The organism is Paenibacillus hubeiensis (genome assembly GCF_032334105.1).
GTDB classification, from domain to species: Bacteria; Bacillota; Bacilli; order Paenibacillales; family Paenibacillaceae; genus Paenibacillus; species Paenibacillus hubeiensis.
On the sequence record NZ_JAVYAE020000008.1, the window covers coordinates 117,147 to 132,108 of the forward strand.

Genomic DNA, 14,962 nt, shown 5'->3' on the forward strand with positions numbered 1-14,962 from the left:
GGCTGTCAAGCCAGCCTTCGCTTACGGGTTTTAACTTTTACGGCTCGCGACGGCCGCTTCCTTTTGCTCGCCCGCCCTTTTCTGCCTCCGGTCCTTGCTTTGCGGCCCAGCATCCTCCGTTTGGCCAAACGGTTGCCGCTTTCCCTGCGCTTTCTTCTTTTCTTGCCTCGCTTGACGGCCGCGGGATACATGAGCGGGCCATCAACCACCCCGCTCCCTCCCTCAATGGCAAGCGGGGGAAGAGGGGATTTGGGCAGGGCCTCGATGACGGATAGCGGGAACCGCTTTGCATGCACTCCATTCCGGTCCGATGCCAATACGGTACGAAGCCCTCCTTCTCCCCATCCATATACAGGACCCGTGGGCGACTGAATATACGGAAACCATCCGGGAAAACGCAACAACCACTGGATCACCATCGCGTGCAGCGAGGTTCTGTATGCATCGTTTCCATACATCCGTTCGGCCTCCGCCCGGTTTCTCCACCCCGTATCGGAAGCTAATTCCTCATTGTCGATCAGACGGGCGGCCAGCTCCGCGAGCGCCGCGCTGTCCCCTGGCGGCGCAAGAAACTCGCCGCTGCCGACGCCCTCCATCAGTTCAGCCAGCCCGCCCTGCGTGAAAGCGATGACCGGTTTGGCAAAGTGCATGCCCTCCAGCGCGGTCATGCCGAAACCTTCCTTCACCATGCTTGGAATGACCAGAATATCCATGGCAGGATAGGCCATCGAAACGTTTTCCACGAATGGGGTCATCTCGAATCGACGCTGGTAACCCGATTTTTTGACCCGCGATATGCATGCATCGTAATACTTTTTGTCCGCCGGCGTGCCGATGATCCAGAAACGGGCCCGCGGATGCGTTTCGCAGATTCGCAGGCACATATCCACGAAAGGTTTCAGTCCCTTGGCATCATGGATGAAAGAGGATATATAACCTATGCAGACATGCGATGATTTGAAGCCGAGTTCCTTCCGCTTCCGTTCCCTGAAGTACAGCCATCGGTCCGGGGCAGGCAGAGAGGAATCCCACGTAGGAGGCAGAACCGTGAGTTTGTCTTCGATCCCGGCTTCTCGAAAAGGCAAGGCCGCTGCATTGGAGATCGTAATGATCCAATCGGAGTAGCTGGCGATCAAGCGAATGGCGTCCTGCAGATGATCCGTGGACTGCATAATCTCGGTGATCTTCCAGATGACGGGGATTTGCAATGATTTCGCCGCAATTGCAGGCAGGACGTTGACGCAGGTATTGGTCAGGACGAGATCAGGGCCGGTTTCCCTGATCAGGGAAACCACGGCCTGGAATTCAGGTTTATGGCGCAGTTGTTCAGCATCGTCCCCAATGCCCCTATATGGCGTATAAACGCCATATAACAGCGGGAACTCGCAGACCTTGACCCGGATCCCCGATCTTTGGGCAAGCCCGGCAAGCTTTCCTTCACGGGGAACGACCAGCACGCAGTCGAAAATGGTGCCCATCTCCCTCATGAAATGAAGCAGGAGCTTTTCCGCTCCCGTAATGCTGCGGGTATTGCATACATGGGAGAACAACATCAATTTCGGTCTAGTCTCCATGGCCGCACGGGCCCGTGCATGTCGGCATGCAGAGCCCTATGCACACCTCCTCTAACCTGAATTTAAGAGAAGACGACGGACAGCAATTCATTGATCCGTTTGCCGTACGTGTGATCTTTCAAGGTCCGTTCGAGCCCGCGCAGCGCGATCTCTCGGCGCTCCTTCTCGTGGGTCAGATAATATTCGACCTTTTCGATCAATTCCTGCGGAGAGGCATACGTTTCGATCTCCACTCCCGGCTGGTAAAATCTCGTTAAGTCATCGCGTGCATCCGTGAGTTGGAGCGTCGCACACGCCGCAATTTCGAACGTTCTTGGGTTCGGCGAGGCCGGAGGTATCCGCAAATGGTTGTTGTTGACCGAATCGTCTTCATGCGAACGGTGCAGGTTAATGACGAGTTTGGTGCCGTTGTATACGTCGTTGGTTTCCTGGGGATTCATCCAGCGGCCAAGCTCTATTTTTTCGCCGTAAGCCTCGTAGCCGGGCAGGCGATCCCACCAAATCCCGTTGAATACCGTGTTGTGGGACATTAATTGGGCCATGATCGGATTGAAGAAATACACCCGGTTCCAATAGGCCGAGCCAATGAAGCTTACGTCGCGTTTCAGCGGGGACGGGGTAGTAATCGGAAAGTAATGCGACGTATAAGCCGCAAATGGCAGGTAATGCACCGAAGCGCAACCGTTCTGACGGTAAAGCTCCACGCAATTTAGTTCTAATGTAAAGACATGATCGAAATGCTTCGATACTTCCAGCGTCATGTCGGTGTAATAAGGATCGTCGGTCAACCAGATGGCTGTCGGTATGCCTGCCTGACGGATGGCATCGATTTGGTCCAGCGGCAGGTCCATGCCGTCCAGGGCAAGCACAAGGTTCGGACGGGTCGCCAATGCAGTTTCGGCAATGGGTTGACGCGGATCGGATAAAGTGACTTTAGCCACCATACTCTGCAAGGTTGCGGCGATCGCTTCATCCAATGGGGAATACGGGAAGCCTTTGCCCGATGAAATATACATGATATGCACGGGGCGAAAAGGAAGCGGCTCCTTAGCACAATTGACAATATAGTTTGCGCGTCCGCGCAGATAGCCTTCCTCCTTGCCAGCTTCGTATCCGGCACGCTGCCCGTTTTTGCGTGCCTGGTCAGCCAAACCGAGCACCGGGACATGAGACTGTCTGTGTTTACGGTGTTTGATAGGCATATTGCCACTCCTTTGTATGGGGATCATTCCGATCCCTGAATAAGAACCTACAGATGTTCCAGAAGCTGAGACATGCGTCTCGCAAAAGTATGGCGACTCATCGTGGTGATCAGTCCGCGCATCGCTATAGCCAGGCGCTTATCCTCGTTCTCGAGGTAGTATTGGATCTTGTACCGAAGTTCGGACGCGGAAGCGAAAGTTTCGATATCGTATCCTGGCCGGTAATATAGCGGGAGATCGGCGCGCAGGTCCGTAATTTGCATCGTTCCACACGCGCTGATTTCATAGGTGCGCGGGTTGATGGACCGGCCTTCGATCTGGTGCACATTGCGATTGTCCTCCCCGGACTTATCCGTGCGATGAACATTGATAACGATTTTGGCTCCATTGTAATAATCCACCGTCGCGTTGGGATCGATCCAACCTTCATGCAGAAAACGTCCCAACAGATCCGAGCGCTTCAGGCGATTCCACAGACCTCCTGCGATGAATACCTTTTTTCCGGCAAGAAAAGGAGCCAACTCGTCGAACAGTGCGATTCGGTTCCAGAAGCCCGTTCCAATAAAACACACGTCATACTGGTGCTGAGGCTCGGCCCTCCGCGGCTGAAACATTTCCGGATTAACCGCAAGCGGAAGATAGATGACCCGACTGGCTCCGTGTTGATGATAAAAAGCGACCGTCGCTTCCTCATGGGTGAATACCACGTCGTAATGACGGCAAATTTCCAGCGTGTCCTCGGTAAAATAAGGATCATCCACAAACCACACCGCCGTTTTGATCCCCAACCCACGTATGCCGTTTACCTGCTCCAGGTGGTCCGCAGGAAATACATGCAACCCATTCATGACCAACACAACATCCGGCCTATGCTGAGCCGCTTCCTGCAGCATCGCTGCAGGGGAACCGACGATGCATTCGCGTACCGATTGCTTCAATGCTCCAATGACGCCAGCATCGATGGCATCGAACCCCTGAGGAATGTAAAGCACCTTTATATCGCGCAATGGCGGCTTGAACCCCTCCACTCTTGCCATCACGGCCTGACAACCACCGAATCTGCGGCCTTCCGCGTATCCGCAGCGATATGCCGCTTCCGATTCCGTCAATGGCCGGTGCCTTTTTTTTGTCACATCCTTCACCCTGACTTCCTGCAGGAGAACCCGAATTGGATTCTCCCCGAGATTTGATCTTCCCTCTAAAGGATATGCCCTAGGGTCAGATGCATCATGGACGGCTGTCCTGCTAAGCGCAAAATTGGCGCATGCCCGAGCCAATAGCCTGTACGGGCATGTCCGCTCCTGCGGGGACGCAAAAAAACCCGGGGGAAATATCCCGCCGGGCAACATCATGTCGCTGGTCCGGATGAATGAGACGGTCTGGAAAATGACTCCATTAGTCTGCTACTGCGCCTTGTACGCCAGTTGATGTCCGTCCTCGAATCCCTTCGCGAAACCCGCGTTGAATCCCTCGTTGTACGCTTCGTTGTATCCCTGGCCGTACGCATTGTCCGGATTGGGATCGGTGGGCGTAGCCGGCGCGACCGATTGTACGGGATCTTGGCGCCGTACGGCCGTACGTTTCTTTTTTCTAAGCCACGCTTTGCGTCCCCGAAGCGTGCGTTTGCGAAGCACGGGTTTGCTTTTGGCGGCTCGCGGCTTGCGAACTTTGCGCAGACGAGCACCGCGAGCTACGAGCGCTCTTTTTTTCAACCCTACTTTTTTCTTCTTCAACATCTCAACATTCCTCCTGTATGCCCGGAACGATGCGTACTGCATATCCGGGTTCTTTGAGCCACGGCACGCTTGGCTCTCCCTGCTGAATGCGGGCCAGCCTGATTCCCGTCACCATACAGGACATTTCTTCCTGATACCGGCTCAGCAAACGAATATTCTCGGCAATACTGCGAGCGGACAGCTCCGAAATGGCGGATACGCTGGCTACGCTGTCCAGAATACGGGCTAACGCCTCCTGGCTGTGCGCAATGGATTCAATGAGAGCCAGCTTGACTTCCTGTTCACGCCTCAACAGATTCATTTTCCCATGTCCCCCATGTCCATACCGCCAAACATGCCTCCGTCCATGCCGCCTTCTTGCTCATTCTCATCCTTGACCATCAGTGCTTTCAGGTTGTTGCACAGGCCGGTCTCCATCCGTGTTAAGCCTTCCAGCACTTCAATGAGCTGATCATGTACTTTGAGCGGCTCTGCCACCTGATCACCGTGGGTCAGAAACGTGTCGCCGTTCAGATGATTCAACATCCATGTCCTCACCTTTTCGGCCTCGATCGCCTTGGCCTCCAGAATAAGCGCAATATTCCACTGCATCTTCGCTGCCGCATCCAACATCTGAATCAAGCTCTTCTCTTTGCTCATGCCCCTTCACCCGCCTTCCGGGCCCTATTCTTCTTCTTCTTGATCCGCCATTTCACGCATAACCTGGGTCAATGTTTCGGCTACCGCCTCCTCCAGATCCGCCAAGCCTCCCAAGTAGGAGATGATGCTTTTGTTGATGTTTCCCGAGCTGCCCAACAGACCCTCAACGCCATCGAGCTCCGGCTCGATATCCGGCAAATGATTGATGATTTCAGCCATGCGCACAGCGACTTGGCGCTTGGCGTCCAGCACGCGTGCAAGCTGTTGGTGGGATTGTGCAATGTGCGAGAATATTTCATCGATCTTGCTCTGCATGGTTCTCCTCCTAACCGATGCGGCCTGTTCAATCCATACGAAAAACCCGGCCTATCAGCATTTGCCTGCTACAGCATATGCCGGGCCGGGATCGTCAGTTACTCCAGCTTGCGCCTATATATCGTCAAATCACATAACTCCAATCCGGCGAATACCGGCTGAGGAACTGGCGAGTTCGTTCCTGCTTGGGCCTCACAAAAATTTCCTCGGGCGCGCCTTCTTCGACAATGCTGCCTCCATCCATGAAAACGACGTGATTCGCCACCTCGCGGGCAAAACCCATCTCATGCGTAACCACAATCATTGTGATCCCTTCCTGGGCAATGGAGCGGATGACGGACAACACCTCGCCTACCAACTCCGGATCGAGGGCGGATGTCGGCTCGTCGAACAGGATGACTTCCGGATTGAGCGCCAGCGCCCGGGCAATACCCACCCGCTGCTGCTGTCCACCCGAAAGCATGCTGGGATAGGATGCGATTTTGTCCGATAAGCCCACCTGATCCAGGACGCGAAGGGCACGCTGGCGAGCCTCCTCTTTAGGGACCCTTTGGGCCACGATGAGTCCTTCCGTCACGTTCTCCAGCACCGTTTTGTGTTTGAACAGGTTATAATGCTGAAACACCATTGCCGTCTTGCGCCGAAGCTGCAATATATCCTGCTTTTTTGCATGTTTGCAATCGACGGTTAATCCGCTGATATCGACTTGCCCCTCATCTGCCCGTTCCAAAAAATTGACGCACCGCAGCAGCGTGGTTTTGCCTGAACCGCTCGGGCCGAGAATCGCCACGACGTCCCCTTGCTCCACGGTGAGGTCTATGCCTTTCAGTACCTCCTGTTTGGCAAACGATTTGCGTATGTTGGTCAACGTAATCATGAGACCCCTCCTTTGCTGTACCTTGCAACCCTGCGCTCAAGCAGCGCTGTGATCCGCTCGGCAATGATGGTCAATCCCCAGTAAATGAAAGCCGCGGCGATAAAGGCCTCCAGAAACTTCAGGCTGACCGAGGCCACGACGTCCGCCTTGCCCAAAATATCCATCTGGGATACGGTAAAGGCCAGCGTCGAGCCGTGCAAAAAACCGACAAACATGCTGCACAGATTCGGCAGCACTGCCCCGATAGCCTGCGGAATAATGATCCTCCGCAATGCCTGGAGCGTGGTCATTCCTACGGCGCGTGCCGCCTCCATCTGTCCCGGGTCCACCGCAAGAATGCCGGAGCGGATAATTTCGGACATGTAAGCTCCCGCCGTGAGAGAGAAGGCCAGCAGCACGAAAACTAGAATCGGAATCGATGCCGAATGAAACCCCCAGCCGTAACGCTCCGACAATTTGTCGATAATCATCGGGATGCCGTAATAAATGAGAAACAAATGCATCAGCATCGGCGTGCCGCGGAAGAACGATACATAGAACCCGGCCGCCCGATGAATCCATCGCACCCGGTAGATACGGATCAGCGCGGTGGCGAGCCCGATGCCCAAACCGGCGATGAGCGGAACAATCGTAATGACAAGCGTCAGCGGCAATGCCTTCAGGATCTGGAAAAAAGACGTGAATATAAAATGGAAATCAATCGACATAGGTTCACCCCGCAATCCGTTTCAGCCATTTGGCGCTGGCTGGCGGCAGGCCCGCTTCGTTTTTGCGCTCATGGCGCTGCAACCTGCGTTCCGTGCGCGCGAAGCCTTTTTCCAGCACAATGACGATGATGTAATAAATGATCGACAGGCTGATGTAAACCTCCAACGCGTGGGAGGTTGCCGAAATCAGCGTTTGGCCTCTGCCCACCATATCCATGACGCCGATGGAAAAAGCCAGCGATGTATCCTTGAGCGAACCGATCAGCGTATTGGCCATGTTGGGAAAAGCGACGACCAACGCCTGCGGTACTACGATCCGGCGAAAAGATTGAAATGCCGTCATGCCCGCAGCATAGGCTGCCTCGGTCTGTCCTTTGTCCACGCTGCGCACCGCGCCGCGGAAAATCTCCGCAAAGGATGCCGCTTCGCTCAGCGCATAAGTCACGATGACGAACAGCAGCGGATCTGCCCGCGAAAGGTCAATGCCTAGCGGCTTCAACAGTTCCGGCAAGCCATAGTACACCAGAAACAGCTTGATCAGAATCGGCGTGCCCCGCATAAAAGAGACATATAGGGTGGCCAGCTGGCTCAGCACCGGAACCCGATACAGCCTGGGGACAGCCAGCAGCAGTCCACCGATCAATCCTAGCACGATGGAGCCGCCGAGCACGATGAGCGTAATATGCAAATATCGCAGCAGTTCCGGCACAAAGTCCAGAACAAGCGACAGATCGAACGATTTTCCCATGTCTTCCCTACGCTCCTTTAGGTCTACTCCTCAACCGTATAATCCGCGCCAAGCCATTCGGTGCTTAGCTTGCTCAACGTGCCATCCTCTTTAATAGATTTGAGCGCTTCGTCGATTTTGCTCTTCAGTTCTACCTCATCCTTGTTCAGGATGAAATACACCTTGGAATTGGATAGGGTATCCCCCACCGTTTTCAATTGCGCATCCACGGCCTTGTTCTGATAATCGATGGCAAACGGCGTGCTGATCGTTGCGTCCACCCGGCCTGTTTTGATCTGGGTTATTGTGTCTTCACCGGCACCGGAGTAAACGATGTCGATGGCGTTGTCGTGCTCCGCATTCCACTTTTCAGCCAATACCGCCGCATTGCTTGTGGCGCCTACGATCAATTTTTTGCCTTTCAGGTCGTCGATGGATTTGACGTCCTGGTTTTTCTCGCTCACGACCACTTTATTAGGGAAAATGTTATATGCTTCGTCATTGAACAAGAACTTGGCCTGTCTTTCCTCATTCACTTCCATCTGATGGGCGATGACGTCTATTTTTTTCGTTTCGAGACTGAGCAGCAGGTTTTTGAACTCCATCGTGCTGAATTCGAATTCGTATTCCGGCAAACGTTTGTCGATTTCGCGAATCAATTCCACGTCATAACCCGTCAGCTTGCCGTTTTCGTCAATGAAGCAAACGTTGGGAAACTGCGTGCCGGTCCCGACGATAATTTTCTTTACCGTGCCCTGACTGGAATTTGTCCCAGAGCTGGCCTCATCCGCTCCCCCTCCGGCACTGCAGCCTGCAAGCACCGCCAGCATGGTGATGAACAGCATCGCTGTCCGCATCTTTTTGATCCCCTTTTGCTTACCCATTCCCGATCTCCTCCAATGGCTTTGGCGCCAAATATGATGTGTCCTCCCATTCCCCTCTTCCGATTTATATTAACAACCATTCTTACTTGTATAGTCGGAATTAGATTGAACCAAGAATATCATCGCGCCCATGTCCAGGCAATATGCCAGGCAATAGGAGATGTTGATATCGTTATAGAATTTCTCTATTCCTGGCGGTGGCCCCTCGCCAAAAAAGCCGCTCCCCTTGGACTCGTCCGGGAAACGGCTTCTTTCATTCATGATGCTATGCTATCTGCGACTGGCCCATTTGATTTTGCGGGCGATCTCTTCCCGCTGCACCTGCAGCAGTCCGATCCGTTCCTCCCATTTCTCCCGCTCATCATTCGATTGAGCCACTGGGAGCTGGCCCAGCAACCCAGTCAGTCGACTGTTGATTGTCGTAAATCTCGTCCATAATTCATCTTCAGGCGATTCCTGCCGCTCCACCCCGGGCTGAAAAATTTTGAGCTGATGGATAAGGGACTGCTGCCATTCCTGATCCTGAATTTGGATGGCAAAATGCAAAAGATCCAGATAGTCGTCGATTTGCAATGATACGCCGCAATCAGGTTTCGTTCTCATAGTCGTCTCTCCTTAGTTCAGTGCTTTGGTTGGAGTCAGTCTCTTCTATTTTACAGGATGAAGGTTCGTTTAGGCGATAGTTTGCAGAAGAAAAGTTGTAAATTTTTTGTTTAATCAGATGGTGATTTGCCACAATTGGATCGCGGGCTTGCCGGATGCATAGAAGCCTTCAATGAACATATAACCCGCCTCAAGGACATATCCTTGCGCGGGTTATTCTGGATTCGATGCAACGTACCCTTTCAGACCTGTCTGCACAGTTCAAGAGCCGTCTCGATGAGATTGCCTCGTACATAACAGCATCAAAAACGAAATGACGATGACGGCTCCCGTCCAGGCCCAGGCCATGGGCTGATTTCCCGAATCCACAGCTACATAGATCGCGGTAGGCACCGTTTGCGTTTTGCCCGGAATGTTTCCCGCAATCATTAACGTAGCTCCGAACTCCCCAAGCGCCCGGGCAAAGCCCAGGATAAAGGCCGTCATGAGCGCCCTCCCGGCGAGTGGCAACGAGATATATCGAAATACTTGCCACTCGTTCGCACCGATAGATCTCCCGGCATCCTCCAGATCGCGGTCGATGCCCGCAAAACCGGACTTCATCGTCTGATAGACCAAAGGAAAAGCCACCACAACCGAGGCGATGACCGCAGCCCACCAGGTAAAAATGACCGGAGCGGAGAAAATCGCTTCAATCCATCGTCCGAGCAAGCTTTTGCGTCCGAGCAGCACCAGCAGCAAAAATCCGACGACCGTTGGCGGCAGCACCAAAGGGAGCATAAATGCCGTCTCCAGCAACACTTTGCCCCGAAACGAACGGCGGGACATGAACCAGGCTACGGCAACGCCTACAACGGCTGCAACGATGCTGGATAATAACGCGACCTGCAACGATAAGCGAACGGGAGGCCAGAATGCCCCCCAATCGATGGTCGTTCCGCTCATTCCGCGATGGAGAAACCGTATTTGGTGAACACGTCCAGCACCTCGGGCGTTTGCAAATAGGCATAGAATTTTTCGGCTTCCGCACGATGCTTCGTAGCTGTGATAATACCTGCCGGGTAGTTGGCTGGCGTATAGCTGGCCTTGTCCACTTCAAAGGCAATCTTTACCTGGTCGGATGTCAAAGCATCCGTTTTGTACACGAAGCCTGCATCGGCATTGCCTGTCTCCACATATTGCAGCACCTGTCTAACATCCTTGCCCTGCACCAGCTTGCTTTCCAACTGGTCCCACAGTTTGGAGTAAATCAGGGCTTCCTTGGCATATGTACCCGCAGGCACGCTTTCCGGAATGCCGATGGCTACGGTACGGATCGCATCAGATGTCAGATCCTTTTCGCTCGCGATGTTGTTTTGGCTATCTGCGGGCACGATGGCAACGAGTGCGTTTTGCAGCAGGTTTTTCTGGTCTGCCGAAGCGATCAGCTGTTCATCGACCAGTGCGTTCATGTTTTTGGTCGCAGCGGACACGAACACATCGGCCGGCGCTCCTTGTTCAATTTGCTGCTGCAGCGCTCCGGATGCTCCGAAATTAAAGCTTAAATCGATGTTTGGATTTTCGCTCTCAAATCCTTTTTCAATCTCGCCCATGGCATCCGTAAGACTTGCCGCCGCCGAGATGGTCAATGTTACTTTTTCCTGAGGCTCCGTACTGCCTGCAGAAGCGTTATCGCCAGTCGTTGCCGTCGTCGAAGCCGCTTGGTCACCCGTGGTGGCCGATTCTGCAGCATTGCTGTTTGCTCCGCAGCCGCTCAGCACCAACGCCAGTCCCAATGTCATGCTTCCCAGTATGTAACCCAATTTCTTTTTCATTCGGTCTCCCCCAATGTTATGTTTCGTTATAACTAGTTATAATTAATTATAATTCATTATACATAAGATCGATCAAATGAAAAGGTGACATAAAACACACTTGCCCTATTTTTGGCTTTCTTTATGGCTCGCTGCGCCCCTTTTGGTTTATCGCGCCCGGCAGGAATGGTATAGTACAAGAGGCACGGTAAATTGAACACGCCCCAACCGGAAGCGGAATCGCAGCAACGAACCATAGATGACATACATGTACCTTTTTGAAGGAGGCGCTTCACCATGACAGAGGAGCAGTCCTATACCACGGAGGAAATCTCCAAGCTGTTGAAAATATCCAAATTGACCGTATACGATCTGATTAAAAAAGGGGAACTGGTCGCCTACCGCGTCGGCAAACAGATGCGTGTCGATGCCACGGACCTGGAAGCCTATAAACGTCGCGCCAAACAGCTGCAATCTCCGGGGCAACGGGGACAGGACACCGGAGCTGCAGCCCCGTCCGCTTCGAGGCTCATTCACGAACATGCCGAGATTGCTGCCCATCCTGCGGCGGCGGCATCCGGGGACTTAGCGTTTTCGGCGCCACTTGCCCCTTCCCGCCCGGAGCAGGGTCATTTGCCCGGGGCGGGAGCGGCAAGGCATCTTGTCATAACAGGACAGGACGTTAGCTTGGACATTCTCATGCGGCATATGGAGAAACACACCGGAAACCTTCGTCCCTTGCGCTCCTTTATGGGCAGTCTGGACGGTCTCGTCTCGATGTATCGGGGAGAATCCGATCTGGTCAGCACCCATTTGCTCGACGGAGATACGGGGGAGTACAACTTGCCTTATATCCGCAAAATTTTGACCGGCAGGTCTTACGTCGTGGTAAACCTGTTGTCACGGCCTGCCGGCTTGTACGTGCAGCGCGGCAATCCCCGAGGGCTCCGGAACTGGACAGACCTTGAACAGCAGGGGCTCAGGCTCGCTAACCGGGAAAAAGGCTCCGGGGCCAGGGTTCTGCTCGATGAGCAGCTTCGTTTGCACGGCATCCCCGCCTCCAACCTCTGGGGCTACGACCAGGAAGAAACCAGCCATATGGGCGTAGCGGCCAAAGTAAGCTCCGGCGAAGCCGATGTCGGAGTCGGCATCGAGAAGGCTGCGCGGATCGTAAGCGGGGTCGACTTCGTCCCATTGGTGCGGGAACGATACGATCTCGTCATGCTCAACACGAAAGGTAACGAAGCCTGGACGGAATCGGTGCTCCGCATCCTGCAGTCCCCGGAATTCAGGCAGGAACTTCAGGCCTTTGAAGGTTACGACGTCTCCCGGACCGGCGAAATTTTATTTGAAGCATAGGGCGGCGAGGCAAACGGAAGCCACGTGATCTTTCTTATGCTTCATCTCGAACCCATACTATGGCTCGGATGATTGGAGCAAGAACCGTCCGTCTGGAAGTTTGGTCCCCTGCTCGCCTCCAAACATGCAAAAAACGCCGCTGCAGCTTCTCGCTGCGCGGCGTTTTCTTCTTTGCGGGCATCATGATGTCGTAACATTTGTCGCCATCCAGCGTCTTCCCGCCGTCATTGCAAATTCGCAGGGCTCTATTGTTATCGCCAAAACAGGCCTGCTTCATCCCGCTCCACTTGTTCAAGCAAATCCTCGAAGCAGGCTTGGGGTCCAATTCCATCTACCGTATGCCATGTGCACCCGCCTTCCGCAGGCGCATACACCTTCCACTGCTCCGATTCCCAACAAAAGCGTGCAATATGCTGTTTCTCCCAAGGGGTCTGCCTGTCTACGGGACGTTCTTCCGTCAGAATCAATTCGTCATTGTTGAGCTCGTATGTCAGCTTGACCATCGTTCGAAGCGATGCGGGAATTTTGGCGTCAATGTACCCGTTCAATAGTGCCTGGATATTGTAGAGGGTGAAGTCATCCACGTTTGGTCTCATCTCCCGCAGCAGTCCAAATTTTAACGATTCATGATCGTTTTTAGGTTGCAACATATGCTTCATCTCATCGCACGTTCCTCGCTGCCCGTTTCATACATGAACAGGCTTTAACAAAACATGGCCTCACCAGCTCGATTTGGTTACCCCGGGAATTTGCCCTTTGTGGGCAAGCTCGCGAAACGCAATCCGGGATACTTTGAATTTGCGCAGATATCCTCTCGGTCTGCCGGTCAGCTCGCAGCGGTTTTTCAACCGGGTCGGAGAAGCGTTGCGGGGCAATTTTTGCAGTGCTTCATAATCTCCTTTTTCCTTCAGCTCCCGGCGGAGTTCAGCGTATTTGGCAACGGTTGCCTGTCGTTTTTGTTCACGGACGATTTTCGATTTTTTGGCCATGGTTGTACATTCCTTTCTGTTATATTTAAACCGCACTATCAATCACACAAGGCCAATGCAAGTGCAGTACCTTCTTCCGATCGCCTGTTATTCCCAGATTTTTTGTTTCCCCTTTTTAAAGGAGAAAGTCCGGTGATAAGCCTATGCTTCCGATGCAGCTTTCTTTCAGAAAGCTTTTGGCGAACGCTTCGCTTCTCCAGATTGGTTCTGCCTCTCCGTTGACGTGTGTATGTTTTTTGCAGTTTATATGCATGGTTTTATTGCAACAGGGGCTGCGCGGCTTCGATCGGCCATGGCAGCGGATTATCAAACCGTGCCCAGTCCGCCTGCATTTCTTCGTCGTTCAACAAACATTGGTCCAACTCTTCTTCGATCTGCGCACGTTCCATCTCGATGCCGATCATGACCAGTTCGGTTTGGCGGTCTCCCCACTCGGCATGCCACTGCTCCATGATCTCCGGTTCGGTCTGCAAAATGGCTTCCCTGTCCGCTTCGGGCAAAGCCGCCGTCCAGTACCCTGCCGGTCCGAATTGAATGGATGGCCCGGCTTGACTGAGGCTTGCGGCGAGATCTCCCTGTGCGGCGAGCCACACCAACCCTTTGGCTCGTACCACTTCTTCCGGCCAATGGCTCATGAATGCGGCCAAACGAGCCGGATGGAACGGTTTGCGGCGACGGTACACAAAAGAGCTGATGCCGTATTCTTCGGTTTCCGGCGTGTGGGATTCCCGTGCCAGCTCCTGGATCCAACCGGCCGACAGGCTTGCTTTTTCAAAATCGAACAAACCGGTATTCAAAATTTTGGACGGGTCGATCTGCCCCTTCACGGTACGGATCAATTTGGCATTGGGCTGCAATTTTCGGATAACATGTTCCAGCTTCAGCAATTCGGCCTCGTCCACCAGATCACATTTGTTTAGCAGAAGTACATCGCAAGTCTCGATCTGATCGATCAGCAGATCCACCACATCGCGGGTATCGCCTTCATCCGTTGCTTGATCCCGGTCCAGCAAGCTTTCGCCCGAGGCAAAGTCATGCCAGAAACGGTGGGCATCCACTACCGTCACCAGACAGTCCAGTCGCGCCAGCCCTGTCAGGTCGATGCCGGTTTCCTCATCCGCATAAGTGAACGTCTGCGCCACAGGTACCGGTTCGCTAATCCCGGTCGACTCAATCAGGATATAATCGAAATCACCCTCATTGACCAACTTTTCGATCTCCTGCATCAAATCGTTGCGCAGGGTGCAGCAGATGCAGCCGTTCGACAGCTCAACCAGCTTTTCTTCCGTACGGGACAAGGCTGCTTCTCCCTTTACCAGCGCCGCATCGATATTGACCTCGCTCATGTCGTTGACGATGACGGCTACTTTAAGCCCTTGCCGATTATGCAACACATGATTGAGGACCGTTGTTTTGCCTGATCCGAGGTAACCGCTAAGAACCGTTACCGGGACTTGTTTTTGTACCATGAAATTCTTCTCCTTTTGAAACGAGTAATGAATTGTTTTATCTTTTTTTATTTAATAGTAATTATTACGATTAACAACAATGACTATA

19 protein-coding genes are annotated in these 14,962 nt (G+C 53.3%); 1 reads left to right on the forward strand and 18 read right to left on the reverse strand.

Annotation, left to right across the window (positions count from 1 at the left end; all coding sequences use genetic code 11):
- Positions 1 to 5 precede the first annotated feature (5 nt).
- The 14 genes from RSX24_RS20060 to modA all read right to left on the reverse strand — a co-directional run bounded on the left by RSX24_RS20060 (position 6) and on the right by modA (position 11,078).
- Positions 6 to 1,574, reverse strand: a complete 1,569-nt coding sequence (locus tag RSX24_RS20060) for a glycosyltransferase family 4 protein (protein WP_343261630.1) — start codon at positions 1,572 to 1,574, stop codon at positions 6 to 8.
- Between the two features lie 62 nt (positions 1,575 to 1,636).
- The gene (locus tag RSX24_RS20065) at positions 1,637 to 2,776 is read right to left on the reverse strand and encodes a CgeB family protein (RefSeq protein ID WP_236414509.1); all 1,140 of its coding nucleotides are present in this window, start codon (positions 2,774 to 2,776) and stop codon (positions 1,637 to 1,639) included.
- A gap of 47 nt (positions 2,777 to 2,823) precedes the next feature.
- Positions 2,824 to 3,918, reverse strand: a complete 1,095-nt coding sequence (locus RSX24_RS20070) for a CgeB family protein (RefSeq protein ID WP_236414511.1) — start codon at positions 3,916 to 3,918, stop codon at positions 2,824 to 2,826.
- Positions 3,919 to 4,179: 261 nt separating this feature from the next.
- Complete coding sequence (locus RSX24_RS20075) at positions 4,180 to 4,512, reverse strand: hypothetical protein (RefSeq protein ID WP_236414513.1); 333 nt, start codon at positions 4,510 to 4,512, stop codon at positions 4,180 to 4,182.
- A 1-nt stretch (position 4,513) separates the two neighbouring features.
- Positions 4,514 to 4,813 carry a hypothetical protein gene (locus RSX24_RS20080; RefSeq protein ID WP_236414515.1) on the reverse strand — a complete coding sequence of 100 codons (300 nt, stop codon included), beginning with the start codon at positions 4,811 to 4,813 and terminating at the stop codon, positions 4,514 to 4,516.
- Positions 4,810 to 5,151: an alpha-helical endospore appendage domain-containing protein gene (locus tag RSX24_RS20085; protein WP_236414517.1), complete on the reverse strand. Its 342-nt coding sequence runs from the start codon at positions 5,149 to 5,151 to the stop codon at positions 4,810 to 4,812. The genes RSX24_RS20080 and RSX24_RS20085 overlap by 4 nt, the downstream gene beginning before the upstream one ends.
- A 24-nt stretch (positions 5,152 to 5,175) precedes the next feature.
- Positions 5,176 to 5,466: a nucleoside-diphosphate sugar epimerase gene (locus RSX24_RS20090; protein ID WP_236414519.1), complete on the reverse strand. Its 291-nt coding sequence runs from the start codon at positions 5,464 to 5,466 to the stop codon at positions 5,176 to 5,178.
- Positions 5,467 to 5,590: 124 nt separating this feature from the next.
- Positions 5,591 to 6,343: an amino acid ABC transporter ATP-binding protein gene (locus tag RSX24_RS20095; protein ID WP_236414521.1), complete on the reverse strand. Its 753-nt coding sequence runs from the start codon at positions 6,341 to 6,343 to the stop codon at positions 5,591 to 5,593.
- The gene (locus RSX24_RS20100) at positions 6,340 to 7,050 is read right to left on the reverse strand and encodes an amino acid ABC transporter permease (RefSeq protein ID WP_236414523.1); all 711 of its coding nucleotides are present in this window, start codon (positions 7,048 to 7,050) and stop codon (positions 6,340 to 6,342) included. Before RSX24_RS20100 ends, RSX24_RS20095 begins: the two co-directional genes overlap by 4 nt.
- 4 nt (positions 7,051 to 7,054) lie before the next feature.
- Positions 7,055 to 7,798: an amino acid ABC transporter permease gene (locus tag RSX24_RS20105; protein ID WP_343261631.1), complete on the reverse strand. Its 744-nt coding sequence runs from the start codon at positions 7,796 to 7,798 to the stop codon at positions 7,055 to 7,057.
- 23 nt (positions 7,799 to 7,821) lie between these two features.
- Positions 7,822 to 8,661 (reverse strand): transporter substrate-binding domain-containing protein, encoded by an 840-nt coding sequence (locus RSX24_RS20110; protein WP_343261632.1) that lies wholly within the window; start codon positions 8,659 to 8,661, stop codon positions 7,822 to 7,824.
- Positions 8,662 to 8,931: 270 nt separating this feature from the next.
- Positions 8,932 to 9,264, reverse strand: a complete 333-nt coding sequence (locus RSX24_RS20115; RefSeq protein ID WP_236414530.1) for a hypothetical protein — start codon at positions 9,262 to 9,264, stop codon at positions 8,932 to 8,934.
- Between the two features lie 261 nt (positions 9,265 to 9,525).
- Positions 9,526 to 10,209, reverse strand: coding sequence for a molybdate ABC transporter permease subunit (gene modB, locus RSX24_RS20120; protein ID WP_343261633.1), 684 nt, complete (start codon positions 10,207 to 10,209; stop codon positions 9,526 to 9,528).
- Positions 10,206 to 11,078: a molybdate ABC transporter substrate-binding protein gene (gene modA, locus RSX24_RS20125; protein ID WP_343261634.1), complete on the reverse strand. Its 873-nt coding sequence runs from the start codon at positions 11,076 to 11,078 to the stop codon at positions 10,206 to 10,208. Before modA ends, modB begins: the two co-directional genes overlap by 4 nt.
- A 276-nt stretch (positions 11,079 to 11,354) precedes the next feature.
- Here modA and RSX24_RS20130 point away from each other — a divergent pair, with 276 nt between their 5' ends.
- Entirely contained in the window at positions 11,355 to 12,416 is a 1,062-nt protein-coding gene (locus RSX24_RS20130; RefSeq protein ID WP_343261635.1) for a helix-turn-helix transcriptional regulator, read from the forward strand.
- A gap of 34 nt (positions 12,417 to 12,450) precedes the next feature.
- On the opposite strand, the gene RSX24_RS20135 is transcribed toward RSX24_RS20130, so the two are convergent.
- From RSX24_RS20135 to RSX24_RS20150, 4 genes are all read right to left on the reverse strand, one after another.
- A complete protein-coding gene (locus RSX24_RS20135; protein WP_343261689.1) occupies positions 12,451 to 12,711 on the reverse strand; it encodes a hypothetical protein in 261 nt (86 codons plus the stop codon).
- Positions 12,668 to 13,066, reverse strand: coding sequence for a DUF3024 domain-containing protein (locus RSX24_RS20140; RefSeq protein ID WP_343261636.1), 399 nt, complete (start codon positions 13,064 to 13,066; stop codon positions 12,668 to 12,670). Before RSX24_RS20140 ends, RSX24_RS20135 begins: the two co-directional genes overlap by 44 nt.
- A 69-nt stretch (positions 13,067 to 13,135) precedes the next feature.
- On the reverse strand, positions 13,136 to 13,405 hold the full coding sequence (rpsN, locus tag RSX24_RS20145; protein ID WP_236414536.1) for a 30S ribosomal protein S14: 270 nt from the start codon (positions 13,403 to 13,405) through the stop codon (positions 13,136 to 13,138).
- Between the two features lie 257 nt (positions 13,406 to 13,662).
- Positions 13,663 to 14,874: a GTP-binding protein gene (locus RSX24_RS20150; RefSeq protein WP_236414537.1), complete on the reverse strand. Its 1,212-nt coding sequence runs from the start codon at positions 14,872 to 14,874 to the stop codon at positions 13,663 to 13,665.
- Positions 14,875 to 14,962 lie beyond the last annotated feature (88 nt).

Coding starts and splice junctions, on each gene's coding strand:
- RSX24_RS20100 (WP_236414523.1), bottom strand. CDS start 7,050: ATGTCGATTGATTTCCATTTTATATTCACGTCTTTTTTCCAGATCCTG.
- modB (WP_343261633.1), bottom strand. CDS start 10,209: ATGAGCGGAACGACCATCGATTGGGGGGCATTCTGGCCTCCCGTTCGC.
- RSX24_RS20065 (WP_236414509.1), bottom strand. CDS start 2,776: ATGCCTATCAAACACCGTAAACACAGACAGTCTCATGTCCCGGTGCTC.
- RSX24_RS20110 (WP_343261632.1), bottom strand. CDS start 8,661: ATGGGTAAGCAAAAGGGGATCAAAAAGATGCGGACAGCGATGCTGTTC.
- rpsN (WP_236414536.1), bottom strand. CDS start 13,405: ATGGCCAAAAAATCGAAAATCGTCCGTGAACAAAAACGACAGGCAACC.
- modA (WP_343261634.1), bottom strand. CDS start 11,078: ATGAAAAAGAAATTGGGTTACATACTGGGAAGCATGACATTGGGACTG.
- RSX24_RS20105 (WP_343261631.1), bottom strand. CDS start 7,798: ATGGGAAAATCGTTCGATCTGTCGCTTGTTCTGGACTTTGTGCCGGAA.
- RSX24_RS20085 (WP_236414517.1), bottom strand. CDS start 5,151: ATGAGCAAAGAGAAGAGCTTGATTCAGATGTTGGATGCGGCAGCGAAG.
- RSX24_RS20080 (WP_236414515.1), bottom strand. CDS start 4,813: ATGAATCTGTTGAGGCGTGAACAGGAAGTCAAGCTGGCTCTCATTGAA.
- RSX24_RS20090 (WP_236414519.1), bottom strand. CDS start 5,466: ATGCAGAGCAAGATCGATGAAATATTCTCGCACATTGCACAATCCCAC.
- RSX24_RS20130 (WP_343261635.1), top strand. CDS start 11,355: ATGACAGAGGAGCAGTCCTATACCACGGAGGAAATCTCCAAGCTGTTG.
- RSX24_RS20060 (WP_343261630.1), bottom strand. CDS start 1,574: ATGGAGACTAGACCGAAATTGATGTTGTTCTCCCATGTATGCAATACC.
- RSX24_RS20150 (WP_236414537.1), bottom strand. CDS start 14,874: ATGGTACAAAAACAAGTCCCGGTAACGGTTCTTAGCGGTTACCTCGGA.
- RSX24_RS20095 (WP_236414521.1), bottom strand. CDS start 6,343: ATGATTACGTTGACCAACATACGCAAATCGTTTGCCAAACAGGAGGTA.
- RSX24_RS20115 (WP_236414530.1), bottom strand. CDS start 9,264: ATGAGAACGAAACCTGATTGCGGCGTATCATTGCAAATCGACGACTAT.
- RSX24_RS20140 (WP_343261636.1), bottom strand. CDS start 13,066: ATGTTGCAACCTAAAAACGATCATGAATCGTTAAAATTTGGACTGCTG.
- RSX24_RS20075 (WP_236414513.1), bottom strand. CDS start 4,512: ATGTTGAAGAAGAAAAAAGTAGGGTTGAAAAAAAGAGCGCTCGTAGCT.